Below are 21,603 nucleotides of genomic sequence, written 5' to 3'. Positions count from 1 at the left end.
AGACGCCGTTTCCCATGCTGCTCGTATACTTGTGCGCATGCATGCTCCTGAAATCGAGCTGAAGTTTGCCGTTGATCACGTGGCCCGCTTCCGTGCCAGGGTCGAGTCCCTCGGCCTTAAGCTCGTGACCCCACGGACGTTCGAAGCGAACACACTTTACGACACACCCGAGCGCGATCTCCGCCTGCGCCGCCAAGTGCTGCGGCTGCGCGACTACGCCGGTCGCTCCGTGGTAACGCACAAACGCGTCGCATCCAACGACGCCGATGCCCGCTACAAGGTGCGCATTGAAACCGAGAGCGTCATCGAAGACCCGGCAGCGCTGGCGGAAATTTTCGCGCAGCTCGGCTACAAGCCCGTCTTTCGTTACGAGAAATACCGCACGGAATGGGACGCCGGCGCAGGACACGTCTTCCTTGACGAAACGCCCATAGGCACCTACGCGGAGCTCGAAGGACCGCCGGAGTGGATTGAGTCGATGCGCGAGCAGCTCGGCGTCAAGCCCGAGCAATGTACGATCGAGAGCTACGGCATGATGTTCCTGGACTGGAAGGGCCGCACTCACAGCCCCGCGGAGAACCTGACCTTCGATGAGATCCCGTCGCCTGTCGCGGCCGTGTAGCTCTCAAGAATGAATAGCCAGCAGTGAATAAAACAAACGCACCGATGCCTTTGTTTTATTCACTGCTCACTTCCCTAGAAGATCTGGAAGTTGACCTCGACATTCAGGTACACCGCGACAGGCTTGCCATTCTGCATCGCGGGCTTGAACTTGTACTGCTGCACGGCCTCGACAGCCTTCTCGTCCAGTCCCATGCCCACGCCGCGCAGCACATGCACGTTCCTGGGCTTGCCGTCCGCTCCCACGATCAGCGAGACGACGACGTTGCCCGAGAACTTGGCCTTGCGAGCTTCCTCCGAGAACTCCGGATCCGGCGTGTAGATCGCAATCGGCGGCCGCACCGAGCCGCCCACCTGGTACACGCCTCCGCCGATATTGCCACCCGATCCCGGCCCGATTCCGGCGCCGTCACCCGAGCCAATGCCCGTGCCATTCCCGTTGCCCATCGAGAACCCCTTCAGGTTCGAGTTGGGCACGCCCAGGTTGGGCATCGTGTTGTCGGCCAGCTTCAAATTCGGCTGCACGATCACGCTTGGCTCAACCGCCAGCTTGGGCGGAATCGTCGGCGGCGCCTTGGGCGGAACAATCTGCGTCTGCGCCAGCTTGGGCAGATGACCCTGGGTCACCGGGCCGAGGTCGTGCTGACCGCCACCGCCGCCAATCTTCTTCGCCTGGGGTGCCACCGGCGGTGTTGGCGGAGGCTCCAGCAGTGCGGTCACCGCGTTCTTCACCGGTGCCGCTATCGGCACCTTCGCCGCAATCAGAATCGCAATGATCGCGATGATGACTGCGTGAATGCCGACCGCGACCGCTGTCGATGTCGGGCTACGCTTCACCGCCATGCGGTCCGGCACGGCGACAGGCTTCGATTCAAGAACCAGGGGCGGAAGCTTAGGCGCGAAGAAAGCGTCGCGAATGTTGGAGATCAGCGACTGAAAGACACCTTCCTCTTTAATTTCGCCGCTGATATGAGGTTCTTCCATAGCCGGGCGCAGAGCTGGGGCCGGAGTGCTGGAATCTTGCTGGGGCGGGAGAACGGTTAGATCTGCCATGGGGAGGACAAACTTACGGCGTCGGTGATGCTGCTTTCCTTCTGCGGCCTGGACCATGAACCGTCCGTGGGCGCCGCTACCCCGGCACTGTCATTGTAGACGGGTCCCGGCTTTCCTGCTTTCCATATAGACGTAGACGGGGGCAAAGATGTCGCGTGCACCTTACCGCCTACTTGGCCTGTGGACACCGCTAACCTGCGCACGCCCTTTACAATAAGGGTTTGGCCGTAATGCCCGGCGAAGACTCCCTGAGGCATCGCTGCCACCGTCACCCCAGCGAGCAAAGAACGCTCGCCGGGACCCCACATGGAGAGTTCATGCCCGACGCGCCCGCCGCTGCTAGCCAGCCCACATCCAAGCAGCCCGTAGTTACGGAGCAAGACAAGAAAAAGCGGCTGAAAGACACCCTGAATCTGCCCAGGACCGACTTCGCCATGAAGGCGAACCTCCCCACTCGCGAGCCCGAGCGCCTCGCCGCCTGGGAGTCCGCCGGCCTCTATGAGCAGATTCGCACTGCCCGCGCCGGTGCGCCCAAATACATCCTGCACGATGGGCCGCCCTACGCCAACGGCGCTATTCACCTCGGCCACGCGCTCAACAAGTGCATCAAGGACTTCGTTGTCAAAACCAAAACGATGGCCGGCTTCGACTCGCCCTACGTCCCGGGCTGGGATTGCCACGGCCTTCCCATCGAGATCAAAGTCGACGAGCAACTCGGCGGCCGCAAGCTGGAACTGAACCCGATCGAGGTCCGCCAGGCCTGCCGCGAGTACGCGGAGAAGTACATCGACCTGCAGCGGACGCAATTCAAGCGGCTCGGCGTCCTCGGCCGCTGGGACAACCCATACTCCACGATGAACTTCCCCTACGAGGCGCGCATCGCCGAAGCCTTCTTCGGCTTCTACGAAAAGGGCTTCGTCTACAAAGGCCTCAAGCCGGTCTACTGGTGTTGGCACGACCACACCGCGCTTGCCGAAGCCGAGGTCGAGTACGAGCAGCACACCTCACCCTCCGTCTACGTGCGCTATAAGCTCACCTCGCGTCCCGAGCACATCGATCCGCGCCTCGCCGGCCGCGAGGTCTACACCATCATCTGGACGACCACGCCCTGGACGCTCCCCGCCTCCATGGCCGTCGCCTTCAACCCCGAATTCGAATACGTCGCGCTCGATGATGGCAAGCACGTCTACATCGTCGCTCGCGAGCTTGCCGCAGCGACACGCGACGCATGCAACGAGATCGGCGATCTGAAGAATGCCACGGAGCTCGCCACCTTCCCCGGCTCCAAGCTCGATCGCGCAACTTTCCAGCATCCCTTCCTCGACCGCTCGATCCTCGGAGTGCTCGCCGACTACGTCACGACCGAGCAAGGCACCGGCGCCGTCCACACCGCGCCCGCGCACGGTCCCGACGACTTCGCGACTGGCCAGAAGTACGAGCTCCCGCTCACCTGCAACGTCGACCCTCACGGCAAACTCCGCAACTACGAGGGCCTTCCCTTTGACGGCCTCTTCGTCTTCAAGGCCAACCCCGTCATCGTCGACCTTCTCCGCGAGCGCGGCGCCCTGATGGGCTACAGCAACCTTGAGCACTCCTATCCGCACTGCTGGCGTTGCCATAAACCGCTCATCTTCCGCGCCACCGAGCAGTGGTTCATCGGCATGGACACTCCGGTGCTCTCGCCGAAAGAAGGTAAGAAGCAGACCACCTTCCGCCAGCGCGCGCTCGACGAAATCAAGCGCGTCACCTGGGATCCGACCTGGGGCGAAGAACGCATCTCCAACATGGTTGCAACGCGGCCCGACTGGACAATCTCGCGGCAACGCATCTGGGGCGTACCCATCGCCGTCTTCCTATGCGAGAGCTGCCACGAGCCGCTCAATGACGCGAATATCAACCGCTCCATCGTTGAGCTCTTCGAGCGCGAAGGCGCAGACGCCTGGTACCGGCACGATGTCAACGCGCTGCTGCCGAAGAAAACCACATGCGCCAACTGCGGCGGCAAAGACTTCCGCAAAGAGATGGACATCCTCGATGTCTGGTTCGAGTCCGGCGCCTCCTGGCTCGCCGTGCTCGAGCAGGAACCGGAGCTCCAGTTCCCTGCCGACATGTACACCGAAGGCGGCGACCAGCACCGCGGCTGGTTCCAGTCGTCGCTCCTCAACGCCGTCGCCCTCCGCGACTGCGCACCCTACCGCATGACCATCACCTCCGGCTGGACGCTCGACGAACAAGGCCGCGCCTTTTCCAAATCGCTCGGCAACGGCGTCGATCCCGTCGACGTCGCCAACCGTCTCGGCGCCGAGATCGTCCGCCTCTGGGTCGCCAGCGTTGACTTCCGCGAGGACGTCGCCGCCAGCGAGAACCTCATGCAGCGCGTCAGTGACAACTACCGCAAACTGCGCAATACACTCCGCTTCCTGCTCTCCAATCTCAGCGACTTCGCGCCGCCGCAGCATGCGTTGCATTTCACTCAACTGCAACCCTTAGACCAATACATCCTCGCGCGCACCGCCGAGCTCGACGCCGCTATTCGCCGGGCTTATGACGAGTTCGAATTTCATCGCGCCTATCAAGCCCTCAACGAGTTCACTAACACTGACCTCAGCGCTCTCTACCTCGACGTCATCAAAGACCGCCTCTACACCCTCGCGCCCGACGCTCCCGCGCGTCGCAGTGCACAGACCGCCCTCTGGCGCATCGTCGAAGCCCTCACGCGCCTCATCGCGCCGATCCTCAGCTTCACCGCCGACGAGGTCTGGCAGCACCTGCCCGCACTCGAAGGCCGCGAATCCAGCGTCCACCTCGCGCTCTTCCCTGACGTCGCCGACATCGTTCCCGGCCGCGTCGCCGGTCTCGAAGAAGACTGGGCACACCTCCTGCGCATCCGCGAACTCGTCAACATAGAGCTCGAAGCTCTGCGCACAAACAAAGCCATCGGCAAAGGTCTGGACGCCGCCGTCACACTCATCACGACTCAGGGCTCCGACGACAGCCTCATCCTTCGCCGCTACGAAGACGCGCTCCCCGAGTTCCTCAACGTCTCACAAGTAACCGTGCAGTCCGTTGCTGCGACGAAGGAGTCCGCCGCGCTCATCGTTCGCGCCGAAGTCGCCGCCGGCGCCAAATGCGAACGCTGCTGGCGCGTCGTCCCCGATGTCGGCTCAGACGGCCGCTGGCCCTCCGTCTGCGCGCGCTGCTCGGAAGCTCTCGACGCTATCGGCTTTCCTCCCAGCGACAACACGCAGGAGGCCGCATAGTGCCGGCTCCGAAAACGAGAGGTCTGCTACGCGACGGTCGTGCTATCGCGCTCATCATCGCTGTCATCGTCATCGCGCTCGACCGCTGGTCCAAGCTCTGGATTGTGCGCAACATCCGTCCGGGGCACGCGCGCGTTATCATCCCGCACGTCTTCCGCCTCACGCACGTGCTCAACACTGGCGCGGCCTTCAGCCTTTTCGAGGGCTCCACCTCCCCAGCGCTGGTCCGCAATCTGCTCATCGCCTTTTCAGTCTTCGCGGTCATCGTCGTGCTCGTTCTACTCTGGAAGTTTGCCCGCGAGTTCTCCTTAATCACCTTTTCGCTCGCGCTCATCCTTGGCGGCGCCCTCGGAAACCTCTACGACCGCATCCGGTTCTCGCACGTCGTCGACTTCCTCGAGGTCCACATCGTCCACTATCACTGGCCGGACTTCAACATCGCCGACTCCGCCATCTGCATCGGAGCCTGCCTCCTACTCATCGAAATGTTGCGTCCCCAGCACGGCGCAAAAAAATAATTCTGTTTTTGAACGGGCAGGCTTCAGCCGTGCCGTAAAGATGCTCGATAAGAAGGGGCTTCAGCTCCTGAGGTAAGTTTGGAAATGCCGCCGCCGCTGCAACAACTCGACCAGATCATCATTCGCGGCGCGCGCACCCATAACCTCAAGGGCATCGACGTCGACATCCCGCACAACGCCCTCACCGTCGTCTCCGGCGTCTCTGGCTCCGGCAAATCCTCGCTCGCCTTTGACACCGTCTACGCCGAAGGCCAACGCCGTTACGTCGAATCGCTCTCGGCCTACGCGCGGCAGTTTCTCGAACGCATTGAGAAACCCGACGTCGAGTTCATGGACGGCCTCGCGCCCGCCATCGCCATCAAGCAGAAAAACCAGACGCGCAACCCACGCTCCACCGTCGCCACCGCAACCGAAATCTACGACTACCTCCGCCTGCTCTACGCTCGCTGTGGCACCGTCACCTGCCTGCACTGCGGCGGCACTGTCCGTCGCGACTCTGTCGACGAAATCGTGACTCGCGTCCTCGCGCAACCAGAAGGCACGCGGGTCTACGCACTCTTCCCCATCCAGCTCCGCGAAGTAAAACTCGAGCCCATGCAGGGTCCCGCAATGGCAATTGAAGAGCCCGAGCCGGAACCAAAACCGAAGCGCGCAGCGAAAAAATCAACGAAGTCCAGGAAAGAAACCGCGCCCGCCTTCGACATCACCGACGCCCTCAAGGAACGCCTTGGCGAACTGCGCCGCCGCGGCTACAACAGACTCTGGCAAGCCGACGCTGCTGACCCAAACAGCAGCGGCAAGATCGTCGAGTTCTCCACGCCTGAATCCCTCCTCGAGCTCGACTTCGCCGCTGCTGCACGCACCGACGAATCCGCTCGCCCGATCTACGTGCTCGCCGACCGCCTCGCTCTCAGCCCCGACACCCGCTCGCGCCTCGTCGACGCCATCGAAACCGGCTACCGCGAAGCAGGCGAAATCGTCTTCCGGACTATACCGCGTGACGGTGAAACTCCCACGGCTCCGCTCCGCTTCTCCACAGCGTTCGAGTGCTCCTCCTGCCACCGCGCCTACCGCGAACCCGAGCCGCGCCTCTTCAGCTTCAACAACCCGTATGGCGCTTGCCCGCGCTGCCAGGGCTTCGGCAACACCATCGACTTCGATCCGAACCTCATCATCCCTGACCGCGCGAAATCTCTCGACGCCGGCGCGATCGACCCCTGGACCAAGCCTAAGTACCGCTCGCCCTGGCATGCGGAGATGAAGCGCGCCGCGAAAGCTGAGGGCATCCCGCTCGACGTCCCCTGGTACGACCTCACCGACGCGCAGCAGCGTTTCATCTACGACGGCCGCGGCACCTACCCCGGCATCCGTGGTTTCTTTGAAGCGCTCGAACGCAAAAAGTACAAGCTACACGTCCGCGTCTTCCTCTCAAAATATCGCGGCTACGCCACCTGCCCTGACTGCCGCGGACAGCGCCTGCGCCCGGAAGCACGTGCCGTCATGCTCACGAGTGACCCCGGCGCGTGCAATCCATCCACGAAGAACATCTGCGAAGCCTGCGCTCTCACGATCACCGAGGCCCGCGACTTCTTCGACGCGCTCATCCTCACGCCATCCCAGCAGGAGATCGCCGGCAAAGTTCTCGAAGAAGTCCGCCAGCGTATCCGCTTCCTCGAGCAGGTCGGCCTCGAGTACCTCACGCTCGATCGCCTCGCCTCCACGCTTTCCGGCGGCGAGTCGCAGCGCATCCAGCTCGCCACCTCACTCGGCTCGCGTCTCGTCGGCGCGCTCTACGTGCTCGACGAGCCTTCCATCGGCTTGCACACGCGCGACACCGCGCGCCTCATCCACATCATGGAAGAGCTCCGCGATCTCGGCAACACCATCCTCGTCGTCGAGCACGACCCCGACGTCATCCGCGCTGCCGATCATCTCCTCGATCTCGGCCCCGGCGCCGGCGAACTCGGCGGCAAGCTGCTCGCCGCCGGTACGGTTGACGAAGTTCGCAACAACCCGAACTCCATCACCGGTAAATACCTCTCCGGCCGCGCACAAATCGCCGTCCCCAAACTCCGTCGCGAGCCCGGCCGCGAGAAGCTCGTCCTCAAAGGCGCACGCATCCACAATCTGCGCGGCGTAGACGTAGAAATCCCGCTCGGCCTGCTCGTCGCCGTCACTGGCGTCTCGGGCTCCGGCAAATCCACGCTCGTCCATCAGGTCCTCTACCGCGCTCTCCTGCAAGCTCTTGGCCAGGGCGACTCCGGCGACATCTCCAACACCTACCGCGAGCTCTCCGGCACGCACTTCCTCAACGACGTCGTGCTCGTCGACCAATCGCCCATCGGGCGAACGCCGCGCTCCAACCCCGTCACTTACATCAAGGCCTTCGACGCCATCCGCGAGCTCTACGCGGCGCAGCCCGACGCACGCCGCAAAAATCTCACCGCCGGGTCGTTCTCCTTCAACGTGCCCGGTGGCCGCTGCGATGTTTGCGAAGGCGACGGCACCGTCACCGTCGAGATGCAATTCCTCGCCGACGTCGAGCTTCCCTGCGAAGAGTGCAACGGCACGCGCTACAAGGCCTCCGTCCTGGAGGTCAAATACAAGGGCAAGAACATCCACGATGTCCTCTGCATGACCGTGCGCGAGGCCATCACCTTCTTCGCCGGCCATCCAAAGATCGTCGACAAGCTCGCCGTACTCGACGAGGTTGGTCTCGGCTACGTTCGCCTCGGCCAGTCCGCCACCACGCTCTCCGGCGGCGAAGCCCAGCGCGTGAAACTCGCCCAGCATCTCGCCACCGTGCGCTCTTCCTCGCCCACATCATCAAACGGCCAGGCACGCCGTGCAGCCTCGCGCATTCTCTACATCCTCGACGAGCCGACCACTGGCCTCCACTTTGAAGACGTCGCCAAGCTTCTCGCCGCCTTCCGCAAGCTCATCGACGGCGGTGGCTCTCTTCTCGTCATCGAGCACAACCTCGACGTCATCAAATCCGCCGACTGGGTCATCGACATGGGCCCGGAGGGCGGCAATGGCGGCGGCCAGGTCGTGGCCACCGGCACGCCCGAAGAGATCGCTGCCGACCCAAAAAGTCACACCGGCCACTGGCTCGCTCCCGTACTCAAGCTCACCACCTCAAACTAACGATCCTCTCGGACCCGCGCAGATTTCTGCCGAGCTTCTATCCGCACGCGTGATGAACTCCGCGTGCTAGACTTCTCCCACTTCCGGCCAGCCTTCAAATAATCCTTCGTCTGCTCTTCGACCCCAGAAGCAAGCGACGCCGAGGTTCATCCATGGCTTCAGCCTCACAAGCCGTCATCGCGCGGCCTTCTTACCGCGTCATCGGCCGCAACGGTCTCATCGACAAATATTTCTACTTCGCGATGTCTCTGCTCACGATTGTCATCGTCGTCCTCGGCTTCGGCCAGACCGTCAATGCCAATCTCATTCACCCCACCATTCCGCGCCCCGGCATCCTCTGGGTTCATGGCGCGACATTCTCCACGTGGGTGCTCTTCTTCGTCCTGCAATCCGCGCTTGTGCGCACGCACAACGTCCGTATACACAGAACCCTTGGCTGGTTCGGAGTCGCGCTCGGCACCTTCATGATTCCACTGGGCCTGTACACGGCCTATGTCATGACGCGCTTTGACGTGCATCAACTCCACGCAACGGAAATGGTGACCTTCCCCGGTATTCAGCTGACTGACATGCTCAGCTTCACCACTTTCTTCCTGCTCGCCATCTATTGGCGCCGCAAGCCCGAGCTGCATCGCCGCTCCATCTTCATTGCAACCAGCGTCCTGCTCGCCGCGGCCTTCGGACGCTTCCCCTACCTCGCCAACCACACTATCTTTTACCTCGGCGTCGACGCAGTAATCCTTCTCGGCGTCGTGCGCGATCTTCTCGTCAACCGACGCGTCCACACCATCTATCGCATCGCTCTCCCGGCCTTGATCATCGTGCAGGCCACTGCCGTGTACTTATTCCTCGGCGCTCCTGCATGGTGGGTTAAAGTCACCAACGTCATCGTCGGCTAACCTGCACCAATCTCGTCGCTCGCATTCGTCCCGTTCTCGCTACGCTTCGTCACGGCAATATTGCGTCCGGCCTCATGCGGTCGTATCGTTCTGGCGCATGAACCGCACACAACGATGCCTGATCCCCTGCGCCGCCGCTGTCCTGCTGTCCGTGCCGCCGCTCCGTGCCGCCGCTCCTCTCAGCCCTGACACACCGCCGACCCAGACCTTCGGCCTGACCGACACCAAAGACCTCATCGAACAGGGTCTCCACGCCGAGCCGGCCGAATACCTCGGCCGCAAAGCCGTTCGCCTCACGCGTCCCGGCGAAGACGGTGCCGGTATGGTCCTGCTCAAAGGCTCGCAGTTCCACGACGGAACCATCGAGGTCGACCTCGCCACAAAGGTGACTGCACCTCCGGGCCAGCGTGCGCCCGGCTTCACCGGCATCGCCTTCCGCGCCGCGCCGGACGCCTCGCATTTCGAGCTCTTCTATCTGCGCCCCGGCAACTCGCATGCCCAGGATCAGGCCATGCGCAATCACTCCGTCCAGTACGTCTCCGAGCCATCCTTCCCCTGGCAAAAGCTTCGCCGCGAGTGGCCCTCCATCTACGAGTCGTGGGCCAACCTCCAGCCCGAGCAGTGGACGCACGTCAAAATCGATGTGCACGGCCGCAAGGCGCGTCTCTATCTCAACAACTCCACCGATCCCAGCCTCACCATCGACGGCCTCAAGGGCGACAGCCTCGATGGCGCGATCGGCCTCTGGGGCTACACGCGCGAAGAGTCCTACTTTTCGAACCTCAAAATCACCAGCGACACACCTGAACCCATCACCAACGATGGCGAGATCGCCGGCACCTGGACCGTCACCTGCCTCGGTGACGCCGGCAGCTTCGGCGGAACGATGAAGCTCGTGCGCGAAGGCTCGACCATCGCCGGTCTATGGTCCGGCGGCCTCGGCCCTGACCAGCCCGTCAATGGCACGTGGCGCGACGGCTACGTCGAGCTCACCGTGAGTGGCACATGGCCCGAATTGCCCGGCTCTGTCACCGCAACCCTTGCCGGCTGGATCGACCAGAACTCCGGCGCCGGTCGTATGAAGATCGAAGGGCTTACCGACGGCCGCTGGTCGGCAACGCGCAAACAATAGGTGCCGTCACTAAGCCGCCTCGCTGAGCGTCTCCTGCCCGCCGCCCCGCAGCGCCGCGTAGCACTTATTACACTCAATCTCCGCGTCGGCGAGCCGTTTCTTCGTCGTGGCCTTCAGGTTCGTGTCGCCTGTCCTCACCGCGAGGAACATCAATCCCAGGAGATAATCACGCTCTCGCACAAGCTCCGAGTAGCGCATGGCCGCTCGCCGCAGCATTTCGTGGTCTGTCATCGTCAGGGGGGCAAAGGTTCCACATTCGATCAAGCCGTTCATAAGCGCTCCGTTCAGCCGGTCCGCAATATGTTTTGACGCAGATTTTCGACTTCGCGGCTTCCCCTCCGCGACTGTATTCCTGCCCCCTTCCGGCCGAGAACGACCTTCTGGGAGATGCCGTACCGGACCGTCTCTCGGTACAATCGACTCTCGTACGTCAGTCCATTCCAATTATTTGAGCGCTAGCAATGCCAACCGAGCTGGAGGAGCCCAAATGGAGTGCCGTGTGGCCGCGAAGCGCGAGCGAAATGGCCGACCGCATTCGCAAACTCGACTGGTCCGGCACGCCACTCGGGCCTGTCCAAAGTTGGCCCGCACCTCTCCGTTCCGCCATCGACATCCTTCTCGGGTGCGGCTTCCCGGCAACACTGCAATGGGGCCGAGACCTCATCCTCTTCTATAACGACCCCTACATCTCGCTCATCGGTTCCCGGCACCCCTCCGCTCTCGGTAGGCCGCTTCTCGAATCCTTTCCCGAGATCGCCGAAACCTATCAGCCGCTCGTCGACCGTGTCTGGCAAGGCGAAGTCGTTGTCCTCGAAAACCTGCTCTTTCGGTACGCCCGCGCCGACGCTCCCGAGGACTCATGGTTCGATCTCTCCTATGGTCCCGTGCACAACTTCGATGGCTCCGTCGGCGGTATCCTCGCCATCGGACTCGAGACCACCTCCCGAGTACTCGCCGAGCGTGAAAAATCCCGCAGCGAACTTGCGCTCCTCCAGTCCGAGCAACGACTCAGGCGAGTCCTCGAGACCGACGCCGTCGGAGTCATCTTCTTCAACATGGACGGCTTCGTCGTCGGCGCCAATGATGTCTTCCTCCGCATGACCGGCTACACCCAGACGGACGTGACCTCTGCCCAGCTGCATTGGCGCACGCTGACACCGCCCGAGCACGTCGCGGCGAGCGAAGCGCAGATGGAGCAATTCGCCCAGACCGGACGCATTGGTCCTTACGAAAAGGAATACCTCCTCAAAGACGGAAGCCGCCGCTGGATGCTCTTTGCCGGCCGCGCCCTCGGCGACGGCACGATAGCCGAGTACTGCATCGACATATCCGATCGCCGCGCCGCACAAGCTGCCCTCAATAAAAGCGAGCGCTATTTCCGCGCTCTCGTCAACGCCACTTCGGATGTCATCTTCCGCATGAACGCCGACTGGACCGAGATGTCCGCCCTTCGTGGCAGCGGCTTTCTCTCGGATACCGACTCGCCGAATCGCGACTGGCTCAACCAGTACATCCATCCCGATGACCAGGACCTTGTTCTTGAGACCATAAAGCTCGCGATCGCCGGCAAAAAAATCGTCGAGCTCGAGCACCGTGTCATCCAAACCGACGGCTCTGTCGGATGGACATTCTCTCGCGCCATTCCGCTGCTCGATGCCGACGGCGAAATCACCGAGTGGTTCGGCGCCGCCACCAATATCACCGCCCGCAAGCGCGCCGAAAGCGGCCTGCGTGAAAACGAAAAGCTCGCTGTCGTCGGCCGCCTCGCCAGTTCCATTGCTCACGAGATCAACAATCCTCTCGAGGCCATAGTCAATCTCATCTACCTCGCACAGCGGGACGCCTCCCCCGAGATTTGCTCCTATCTCGACCAGGCACAGCTTGAGCTTGCGCGCGTCAGCCACATCGCGACGGAGACCCTGCGCTTCAACCGACGCACCGCCCGCCCCTCGGCCACCAACATCAGCCACCTCGTCGATTCCGTTCTCACCCTGCACGAAGGCCGCATCCGCACCGGCCAGATCAACGTCCATCGCCAGTACAGCCACCATGACCCAATCCTGCTCTTTGCCAACGAGCTCCGTCAGGTCATCGCCAACCTCATCGGCAACGCGATCGATGCGCTGGCGGGCCAACCTCATCGCGAGCTTATCGTTCGTGTCCGCCAGGCGCGAGATCCCGGAACCGGTGACGCTGGAGTTCGCCTGACTGTCGCTGACACCGGCATCGGCATGCCGCCCGAAACCCTGCGTCGTCTCTACGAGCCCTTCTTCACCACCAAGGAAGCGACCGGCACCGGGCTTGGTCTCTGGGTGGCCAGGGACATCATCCAAAAGCACGGCGGCACCATGCGCGTCCGCAGCCGCAGCGGTCGCCCCTCCGGCACCGTCTTCGCTATCTTTATCCCTGACCAGCCGGAGGAAGCGCTCCCCACCGCCTGACTCCCCGCGCATTTACAAACTCCAGACACCCTGATGACAACTCGGCTCCTCCTGCGGCGTATCCCTGATCCTGCGCCCATCCGCGCACGCCCCTTAGGAGGATGCACATGCAACATTCGCTCACACTCCGGGCCCGTGGGCTTTCTTTCCTCGCTCTACTCGCGCTTGCCGGGACGTCCCTCGCGCGTGCCAGCTCCTTCATCGGGCCGCTCAACACGATCACTACCCTCAGTTCGACCGTTCCCGCCAACGGCGACGTCAACCCCTATGGCGTCGCGCAGGTTCCCGCCACTCAGGGCAAGCTCGTCGCGGGCAACTTCCTCATCAGCAACTTCAACAATTCCGACAACGTTCAGGGCACCGGCACAACCATCGTTCAAATCTCGCCCTCCGGCGACTTCAGCCTATTCGCCAAAATCCACCCGGACAGCGTCTTCTGCCCCGGCGGCGTCGGCCTCACGACAGCTCTCGTCGCTCTGCGTAGCGGCTTCGTCATCGTCGGCAGCCTTCCCACCATGCACAACGGAATCATCAGTGGCCCCGGCTGTCTCATCGTCCTCAACGACCACGGCAAGGTCGTCGACACCATCGTCGGCAACCACCTCAACGGTCCCTGGGACATGACTGCCGTTGACGACGGTTCGCGCGCCACTCTCTTCGTCACCAACGTCCTCAACGGCACCGTCGCCGCCGACGGTAACACCGTAAACGGCGGAACCGTCGTTCGCCTTCTTCTCTCCACGAATGGCCCAGTGCCCTTCGTCCTCGACAGCACCGTCATCGGTTCCGGCTTCCCCGAGACCACCGATCCTGCGGCGCTCGTCATCGGCCCCACCGGCGTCGCCTTTGATCCCGCCAGCGACACGCTTTACGTCGCCGACAGCATCGACAACCGCATCGCCGCCATTCCCAACGCGCTCTCCCGCTTCTTCAGCGCCGGCACCGGCACAACCGTCTCCTCGGGTGGTTCACTCAACGATCCTCTAGGTCTCACCCTCGCACCCAACGGCGACCTCATCGCCGCCAATGGTGACGACGGCAACCTCGTCGAAATCAACCCATCAACCCACACTCAGGTCGCCACCAAACTCGTCGACAGCTCCGGCAGTCCTCCAGGCTCCGGCGCGCTCTTCGGTCTGCTCGCCACACCCGCCGGCGTCTACTTCGTCGACGACGCAACGAATACCTTCAACCTGCTGACTTGAGTTCTATTTTCAACTTGCTGTACTAACCCTCACCCGCGCCAAGCCTGCGAGCCGACCTATCCCCGGGGCCCCCGGCGACCGTTCTCTGGTCGCTGGGGTGGATCCCCAGAGCGGCCGGCTCGCCGGGGACCCCATCCAGGCGCTACTGGATGGGGTTATCTCGCTCAGGCTCTTTCACTTCGCCTCTTCTGTGGAAAGCATTCAGGATTCCCCTAGGCAAACGTCGCAGATAGACACTATAGTCAACCCCGCTTCCCAATCCATCTTCTTCCCTGGAATCAGAGGATCACCCATGAAACTTCGCGCGCTCGTTGCGACGGCCACGTTTGTCTGTGCTCTCACATCTCCTGCCATTTCACAATCCAGCAATTCGGCGAAACTCGCCACACCTCAGGTGCTCGGAGCCGCAGATCCCGCTACCACCACCCACTTCAGCGTCTTCCTTCCTCTCCGCAACACTGCCGCTCTCGAGCAGCTTGTAGCTGACCAGACCAACTCCTCCTCGCCCAGCTATCACCAGTGGCTCACGCCCTCCGAGTTCAAGTCGCGCTTCGGTCCCAATCCCGGCGACGTCCAGCGCGTCATCAACCGCCTCGAAGGCGCCGGCTTCACCATCACCGCCGAACACACGCAAAGCATCGAGGTCACCGGCCCCGTCGCCGCGGTCGAAGCCCTCTTCTCCACTCGCCTTAACCAGGTCAAAACCCGGAACGGAAAGATCAGGCTGTCTGCCCACGCGCGTCCTCTCACGTTGCCCGCAGAGCTCGCAGCCGCCGGCGCAGTCATCCCCGCCTTCTACCCGGAGCTCGCGGCGCACGTCCACTCCTCACAGCTCGCCGCAGCCTCCTCAACCCTTGGCCAGCTCGCCTCCACTCACAGCGTCTCGCCGGACCAGCGCATCTCTACCGCCGCTCTCTTCTACCTGCCGGACGACCTCAACGAAGCCTACTCGCTGCCCTCGTTTCAAACGGAAGCGGGATCCTTCTTCTCGCCTAAGAAGAAGCAGATCGCCGGCGTAGGCTCGCACATCGCCATCGTCATCGACTCCGTCATCGACCCAGCGGACATCAACAACAGCTTCAACACCTCGCTCTCCCTCGGTCCCTTCGTCGACATCCAGGACTACTCTGCCGTCTCTAACCTCCCCGTGCCCTCCGTCACCATTCGCCCCGTCGACGGCGGCAGCGGCCCCTTCAATCCCGGCTCCGCCAGCGCCGTCGAGGCCTCCCTCGACACCCAGATGTCTCTCGGCACCGCACCCGGCGCTCAGGAGACCATCTACGACATGCCTGACCTCACCTACGCCTCCGAGGCAGACGCCTATGCCGCCATCGACGATGACAACTCCGTCGATGTCGTCAGCTCCTCCTTCGGCGGGTGCGAGCTTTACTTCACAGCCGCGTACAACGGCGGCACCGACTTCACCAGCATCCCCAAACAAATCCACCAGCTCTTCCTGCAGGGCAACGCGCAAGGCATCACCTTCCTCGCCAGCTCCGGCGACAGCGGTGCCGTTCCCTGCCTCTCGTCCGCCTTCATCAACAACCCCACCGACGGCACCTCCTTCGTCAAGGGCGTCGAATATCCGGCCTCGGACCCGTCCGTCAGCGGCATCGGCGGCACCAACCTCGTCACAGTCCCCACTCCCACCCCCAACGACTCCACCTACTCGCAGGAGAACGCCCAGTTCGATCCGCTCCTTCCCGCGGAGTTTGAGCTCGCTCCCGGCGATATCGTCTCCGTCAACAACAACACCTGGGGCTCCGGCGGCGGCTACAGCGTCATCTTCCCCAAGCCTCTCTATCAACTTCTCACTCCAACCTCCCAGCCCGGCCGCGCCGTTCCTGATGCCTCACTCATGATGGGCGGCTGCCCTGCGGACGCGGACATCGCCGCAGGCGCCTGCAGCGAACCGACCAGCGCAGACATCATCTGGGTCGGTGGTGGTTTGGACCTCGTCATCGGCACCAGCTCGTCCTCGCCCGAGATGGCCGGCGTCCTCGCGCTCGATGTCGAGCTGAACGGCCGCATGGGCAACGCCAACCCGCTCATCTACAGCCTGTCGCTCCTGCAGACCGTTGCCGGCGGCGCAAAGGCTCCTGCACCTCTTCAGTACTTCCACCGCAACATTCAAGGCAACAACAACGGCTACACCGTCACGCCCGGCCAGCCCTACAGCACGGTCCTGGGCAACGGCACGCTCGACGTCAAGAACTTCCTCCAGCTCCAGAACGCCGCGCCTGCCGGCACACCCGGCACGCCCAGCAATCCCTAGAGTTCAACCCTGAATACCTATGCGGAAACCCCATCCAGGACCTATCTTGGATGGGGTTTTCTTATTCCCATTTCCCGGCAGCGAACGTTTCGATCCCGCACGACCACGGAGCGCTTCTATGGGAACTGCAACCGCTGTACCCGCGCCTGTCTCTTCTACGAAATCCGGCATGGGATCGATCCCATATGCCGGAGGCGTAACCTTCCGCGTCTGGGCGAAGTTTGCATCCTCCGTCTCGGTCGCCGGCGACTTCAATAGCTGGAGCACGACCGCCAACCCGCTCGCTCCGGATGGCACGAGTGGCTATTGGTCGGTGGACGTGCCGGGAGCCAGCGTCGGTGACAACTACAAGTTCTACATCCCCGGCCCCGGATTGCGCGTCGACCCCTACGCTTACTCCGTCTTCAAAGACGTCGCCGCCGGCGCAACGAACCTCCAGTTGCTCTGGAAGGCAAAGGTCTCGAGCCAAACCGTGACCTACGACACCTCCACCGGCTTCACCATGCCGAACTGGAACGAGATCGTCATCTACGAGCTGCACATCGGCACCTTCACCACCCCCGCTGCCGGCGGCCAGGGCACCCTCATAACAGCACTCAACAAATTGAACTCCATCGGCAGCCAGGCCACCGGCGTCTGTTTCAACGCCATCGAGATCATGCCCCTCGGCCAGTTCCTCACCGTCACCTCTTCCGGCTACAACCCCGGCTACATCTTCGCAGTGGAAGACACCTACGGCGGCCCCGACGCCTTCCGTGATTTCGTCAATGCGGTTCACGGCCTTCAAATCGCCGTAATTCTCGACGTCGTCTACAACCACCTCGGAGACACCGACCTGGCGCAGTTCGATGGCTGGTCGATACCGGGAATCCAATGCCAGTGGTGCGGCTATTCCCCCGTGAACGGCGGCGACTACTTCTATCAGGACGCTTCCCTCGGTCACACCGACTACTCGCACTCGCGCTTCGACTTCGGCCGGACAGAGGTCAAGGACTATCTCTGCGACAACGTAACCCGTTGGCTCCAGATGCGATTCCTCGACGGCCTCCGTTTCGATTCCACCATCAACATCCGCGGAATCCAGTACAAGGGCACGCTTGAGCGCGACGACGCCAACGGAATCGCTCTTCTCAAGGAGATCAATCAGCAGGTGCAGGCCGCGCAACCCTGGAAGCTCACCATCGCCGAAGACCTGCAGAACTGGAGTCAGATCACCGCTCCCCTCACAAACGGAGGCTACGGCTTCTCCGCGCAGTGGAGTGACTCACTCTGCTTTGCGCTGCGCAACGCCGTCATTCCCTCCGACGACGCCGCGCGCCCCATGCAGCCCATCGTCGACGCGCTCAACGCGCTCAGCGGAGCCAACGCATTCAAGTACGTCGTCTACACCGAAAACCACGACAGAGATGATCCCGGCAGCTACCTCGGCGGCCGTCTGCCCGACCTCATCCATCCAGGCCAATCCAACAGTTGGGAGTCGAAGAAGCGCTCCACACTCGCCGCTGCCGTCATCCTGACCGCGCCCGCCATCCCCATGATCTTTGAAGGCCAGGAGTTCCTCGCCTGGCAACCGTTCTACAACGGCGAAGCCCAGCCCGCCCAGATCGACTGGACCATGGCAACCACCTTCGCCGGCATCACCAACCTCTACCGCGATATGATCCACCTCCGCCGCAACTGGTTCAACAACACCCGCGGCCTGCAAGGCGCAAACCTGCACATCCTTCCCATCTTCGCCGACAACATGCTCGTCTACCACCGCTGGAATCAGGGCGGTCCCGGAGACGATGTCATCGTGGTCTGCAACTTCGCGAACGTCGGCTACGCCAGCTACGCGATCGGCCTTCCGCGCAGCGGCATGTGGCGCGTCCGCTTCAACAGCGACGCGAACACCTACGACTCCTCGTTCTCCAACTGGAGCAGTTTTGACACGACGGCTAGTGGCCCCGCACTGAACGGCATGCCCTTCAGCGGCAACATCGGCATAGGTCCCTACACCTGCATCATCCTGTCGCAGGATTAGGAATCGCCTTACTCGTACTTCAGCGAAGCCATATCGATCGAGAACCTGTACTTCACATCCGCCTTCAGCAGCCGCTCGTAAGCCTCATTCACCTTCTGGATCGGAATCACCTCAACGTCCGCCGTGATGTTGTGATCGCCGCAGAAGTCCAGCATCTCCTGCGTCTCCGCAATCCCTCCAATCATCGACCCCGACAAACTCTTCCGGCCAATGATCAGATTGAAGCTCGAGATCGGCATCGGCTTCTCCGGCGCGCCGACCAGCACCATGCTGCCATCCCTCCGCAGCATTTGCAGATAGCTATTAATGTCGTGTTCGGCAGCAACCGCATCGAGAATGAAGTCGAAGCTCCCGATATGCTTTTGCATGTCGTTCGCATCCTTCGACAGAATCACCTCATCGGCGCCTAGCCGCACCGCGTCATCCTTCTTGCTCGGCGACGTCGTAAACACCACCGTGTGCGCTCCCAGCGCATGCGCAAACTTCACTCCCATGTGGCCCAGCCCGCCGAGCCCAACCACGCCCACCTTCTTGCCCTTCGTCACGCCCCAGTGCCGCATCGGCGAGTAAGTCGTAATGCCCGCGCACTGCAGCGGCGCCGCACCCGCCAGGTCCAGGTTTTTCGGCACCTTCAGCACAAACCGCTCGTCCACCACAATGCTGTCCGAGTACCCTCCATAGGTCACACCGCCCGTATGCTTGTCCGGGAAGTTATATGTCAGCGTCACATTCGGACAGAACTGCTCCTGCCCCGCCTTGCACTCCGGACACGTCCCATCCGAATCCACCATGCAGCCGACCGACGCAATGTCTCCCTCCTTGAACTTCTTCACGTCCGCCCCGACCTTCGTCACGCGACCCACAATTTCATGACCCGGTATGCACGGATAAACCGTCGGCATAAAATCCTTCCACTCGTTCCTCGCCTGGTGAAGGTCCGAGTGACAGATCCCGCAGAACAGTATGTCCATCTGCACATCCGTGCCGGTTGGATCGCGCCGCTCGATCGAGGTGGGGGCAAACGGCGATGTTGCACTGGCGACTGAGTAAGCCTTGGCGTTGTACATAATTCCGCTTAGATGTCCGATCCCGCCGTTTGTATTCAACTGCGAAGATGAAAATTGCACTTCTCGATCCGCTTCAGCTTGGCGTCTATCGCCCCGCCGCCATTGTGCCCAGATACGCAATCAGATCCTTTCGCTCCTGTGGCTGGGGCACGCGGAAGTCCATGTTGCTGTTCGGAATCAAAGAATCGGGGTCAGTCAACCACCGGTCGAGCGTTTCCTCGCTCCAGATGATGTTTGCTTGTCGCACCGCGGTCGAGTAAGGAAAGCCAGGGACCGACGCGCTGCGCCGCCCGACGACGCCTTGCAGGCGCGGCCCTTCGCGGTCCGTGGTCAGCGCGTGGCAACCCGTGCAGCGCCTCTCAAAGACAGCCTTGCCGCTGACGGGATCTCCCGCCTGCGCGGCTTCCTCCCGGACGTCGTTAGCCTGTTCGCCGCCTGCCCATGCAGCCAGTACCTGAATGTCTGCGGGCGTAATGCGAGAACTCCAGTGGATCACGCGGTACTGCAACGGCGGCATCTCGCCCGACTTCGGCTGCTGCAGAATTTTGGACTTGAAAACATCTTGCTGGTCCGGTGTGTAGCCAGTCCAGTTCGAGAGATTCATCTCCCTGCGCGCCGCAACGATGTCACGCTCGAGCAGCCATGAGACCGGTGCAAAGTGACCGTAGAACGGAGCGCGCGCCTGCGACGAATGACAATCGACACACTTCTGATTCAGCAGCGCCCGTACAGGAACGGGCATCGCCGCCTCCGCAGGAATTGGATCGGCCACAATCGCATGCGAGTAAAGACCCGCGTTACCGAAGAGGTGAACGCGGGCCAGCAGTAACGAGAGAGCCGTGGCCAGGACTGTTGACAGGCCGATGAGAGGCAGCCTGTTCATCCCTCCTGCTCCAGCGAAGAATCAATCACCGCAAGCGGGCCGCGTCTGGCGACATACTTGACCTCAGTGACCCCCAGCACGCTGCGCAGCTTTCCAGCCGGCACCACCATCGGTCCTGCGCTTGGAGCCGTGCCTGGCGCGGGTTGCGGAAATGCCGTTGATGCAGCAGTGTGGAACGAAACATTGCCCTCGACCTTCTGAACCACCTGGTGAATGTGGCCATTGAGCACGGTCACGGAACCAAAGCGCTTCAGATACGAAAGCGCCTGCTCGCCATCCTTGGTTCCCCACCCCCAATCCGGGTAAACCATCCATAGTGGAATATGCGCGAACACCACGACGGGCGTGGATGCGGCGTGTCCCGCCAGGTCTTTTTTCATCCAGTCGAGCTGGTCGGCGCCGAGGCCGCCCATCGCATCCACCTGCAGCGAGTTATTCAGGCCGACGAAGTGAACCCCCTTGTGATCGAAGCTGTACCATCCGCTGCCAAGAGTTCCTTTACCGAAGCGCTCGCGATAGAGCGCGCCATCGTCAGTTGCAGTGTCGTGCTCGCCCGGCACGTAGTGGACGTCACGGATGCTGGAGCCGCGAATGATCTGCTGCGCGTCGTCAAACTCCGATGCCTTGGCGGACTGCGTAATATCGCCGGTATGCAGCATGAAGTCGGGCGTCACGGGCATGGCATCGATCTTGTCGATCGCAAGCTTGAGCGTGCCGGCAACATCCTGGTTCGCCGCTTTCTTGAAGCCGATGTGGCTGTCGCTGATTTGCACGAAGCTGAAGGCGGAGCCCGCAGCGGCGCGCGCGGGCGTGGCGGCATTGGCGCTCACCAGCTTCGAAATGGGAACACCGCCGGCCATCGACCAGAGCAATCCGGTCCCGGCCCAGGCCATGCAACTCAGAAAGTTGCGACGATCGATTCCATCATGGCTCGCGCCACTGTCGTTGTTAGAAAGTTCTGGCTCAGACGCCTCGGCTGCATCAAGCTCGGGTGGTGTACGGTTATCCTGCATAGGTTCCTCCGCTGAGAGAAACCGAGTGGGCGCTGATTTATTCCGGGCCCCGTGAAATAACTGCCA

15 protein-coding genes are annotated in these 21,603 nt (G+C 62.2%); 10 read left to right on the top strand and 5 right to left on the bottom strand.

Annotation, left to right across the window (positions count from 1 at the left end):
* The first annotated feature begins 37 nt into the window (after positions 1 to 37).
* Positions 38 to 622, top strand: a complete 585-nt coding sequence (locus tag VGU25_05950) for a class IV adenylate cyclase (GenBank protein HEV2576735.1) — start codon at positions 38 to 40, stop codon at positions 620 to 622.
* A gap of 74 nt (positions 623 to 696) precedes the next feature.
* Here the strand turns inward: VGU25_05950 and VGU25_05945 are convergent, their stop codons facing one another.
* Positions 697 to 1,605: an energy transducer TonB gene (locus VGU25_05945; protein ID HEV2576734.1), complete on the bottom strand. Its 909-nt coding sequence runs from the start codon at positions 1,603 to 1,605 to the stop codon at positions 697 to 699.
* Positions 1,606 to 1,991: 386 nt separating this feature from the next.
* On the opposite strand from VGU25_05945, the gene ileS reads away from it, so the two are divergent.
* From ileS to VGU25_05920, 5 genes are all read left to right on the top strand, one after another.
* Entirely contained in the window at positions 1,992 to 4,934 is a 2,943-nt protein-coding gene (ileS, locus tag VGU25_05940) for an isoleucine--tRNA ligase (protein HEV2576733.1), read from the top strand.
* A complete protein-coding gene (lspA, locus tag VGU25_05935) occupies positions 4,934 to 5,452 on the top strand; it encodes a signal peptidase II (protein HEV2576732.1) in 519 nt (172 codons plus the stop codon). The genes ileS and lspA overlap by 1 nt, the downstream gene beginning before the upstream one ends.
* Positions 5,453 to 5,536: 84 nt before the next feature.
* Positions 5,537 to 8,599, top strand: a complete 3,063-nt coding sequence (gene uvrA / locus VGU25_05930) for an excinuclease ABC subunit UvrA (protein HEV2576731.1) — start codon at positions 5,537 to 5,539, stop codon at positions 8,597 to 8,599.
* A gap of 152 nt (positions 8,600 to 8,751) precedes the next feature.
* Positions 8,752 to 9,498, top strand: a complete 747-nt coding sequence (locus VGU25_05925) for a hypothetical protein (GenBank protein HEV2576730.1) — start codon at positions 8,752 to 8,754, stop codon at positions 9,496 to 9,498.
* 97 nt (positions 9,499 to 9,595) lie between these two features.
* Positions 9,596 to 10,630: a hypothetical protein gene (locus tag VGU25_05920; protein ID HEV2576729.1), complete on the top strand. Its 1,035-nt coding sequence runs from the start codon at positions 9,596 to 9,598 to the stop codon at positions 10,628 to 10,630.
* Between the two features lie 9 nt (positions 10,631 to 10,639).
* Here the strand turns inward: VGU25_05920 and VGU25_05915 are convergent, their stop codons facing one another.
* The gene (locus VGU25_05915; GenBank protein ID HEV2576728.1) at positions 10,640 to 10,903 is read right to left on the bottom strand and encodes a hypothetical protein; all 264 of its coding nucleotides are present in this window, start codon (positions 10,901 to 10,903) and stop codon (positions 10,640 to 10,642) included.
* A 188-nt stretch (positions 10,904 to 11,091) separates the two neighbouring features.
* Between VGU25_05915 and VGU25_05910 the strand changes: the two genes are divergently transcribed.
* The 4 genes from VGU25_05910 to VGU25_05895 all read left to right on the top strand — a co-directional run bounded on the left by VGU25_05910 (position 11,092) and on the right by VGU25_05895 (position 18,574).
* Complete coding sequence (locus VGU25_05910) at positions 11,092 to 13,071, top strand: PAS domain-containing protein (protein HEV2576727.1); 1,980 nt, start codon at positions 11,092 to 11,094, stop codon at positions 13,069 to 13,071.
* Between the two features lie 107 nt (positions 13,072 to 13,178).
* Positions 13,179 to 14,276: a hypothetical protein gene (locus tag VGU25_05905; GenBank protein ID HEV2576726.1), complete on the top strand. Its 1,098-nt coding sequence runs from the start codon at positions 13,179 to 13,181 to the stop codon at positions 14,274 to 14,276.
* A 292-nt stretch (positions 14,277 to 14,568) separates the two neighbouring features.
* Positions 14,569 to 16,551 (top strand): S53 family serine peptidase, encoded by a 1,983-nt coding sequence (locus VGU25_05900; GenBank protein HEV2576725.1) that lies wholly within the window; start codon positions 14,569 to 14,571, stop codon positions 16,549 to 16,551.
* A 118-nt stretch (positions 16,552 to 16,669) separates the two neighbouring features.
* Positions 16,670 to 18,574, top strand: a complete 1,905-nt coding sequence (locus VGU25_05895; protein HEV2576724.1) for an alpha-amylase family glycosyl hydrolase — start codon at positions 16,670 to 16,672, stop codon at positions 18,572 to 18,574.
* Between the two features lie 8 nt (positions 18,575 to 18,582).
* Here VGU25_05895 and VGU25_05890 read toward each other — a convergent pair whose 3' ends face one another.
* The 3 genes from VGU25_05890 to VGU25_05880 all read right to left on the bottom strand — a co-directional run bounded on the left by VGU25_05890 (position 18,583) and on the right by VGU25_05880 (position 21,537).
* The gene (locus VGU25_05890) at positions 18,583 to 19,641 is read right to left on the bottom strand and encodes an NAD(P)-dependent alcohol dehydrogenase (protein ID HEV2576723.1); all 1,059 of its coding nucleotides are present in this window, start codon (positions 19,639 to 19,641) and stop codon (positions 18,583 to 18,585) included.
* Positions 19,642 to 19,726: 85 nt separating this feature from the next.
* Positions 19,727 to 20,524, bottom strand: coding sequence for a heme-binding domain-containing protein (locus VGU25_05885; GenBank protein HEV2576722.1), 798 nt, complete (start codon positions 20,522 to 20,524; stop codon positions 19,727 to 19,729).
* Entirely contained in the window at positions 20,521 to 21,537 is a 1,017-nt protein-coding gene (locus tag VGU25_05880; GenBank protein HEV2576721.1) for a metallophosphoesterase, read from the bottom strand. The genes VGU25_05885 and VGU25_05880 overlap by 4 nt, the downstream gene beginning before the upstream one ends.
* Positions 21,538 to 21,603: the final 66 nt, after the last annotated feature.

This window comes from Acidobacteriaceae bacterium (assembly GCA_035944135.1).
GTDB lineage: Bacteria > Acidobacteriota > Terriglobia > Terriglobales > Acidobacteriaceae > Granulicella.
Note: the sequence above shows the minus strand (reverse complement) of the source record. Positions and strands in the feature narration are given on the sequence as shown.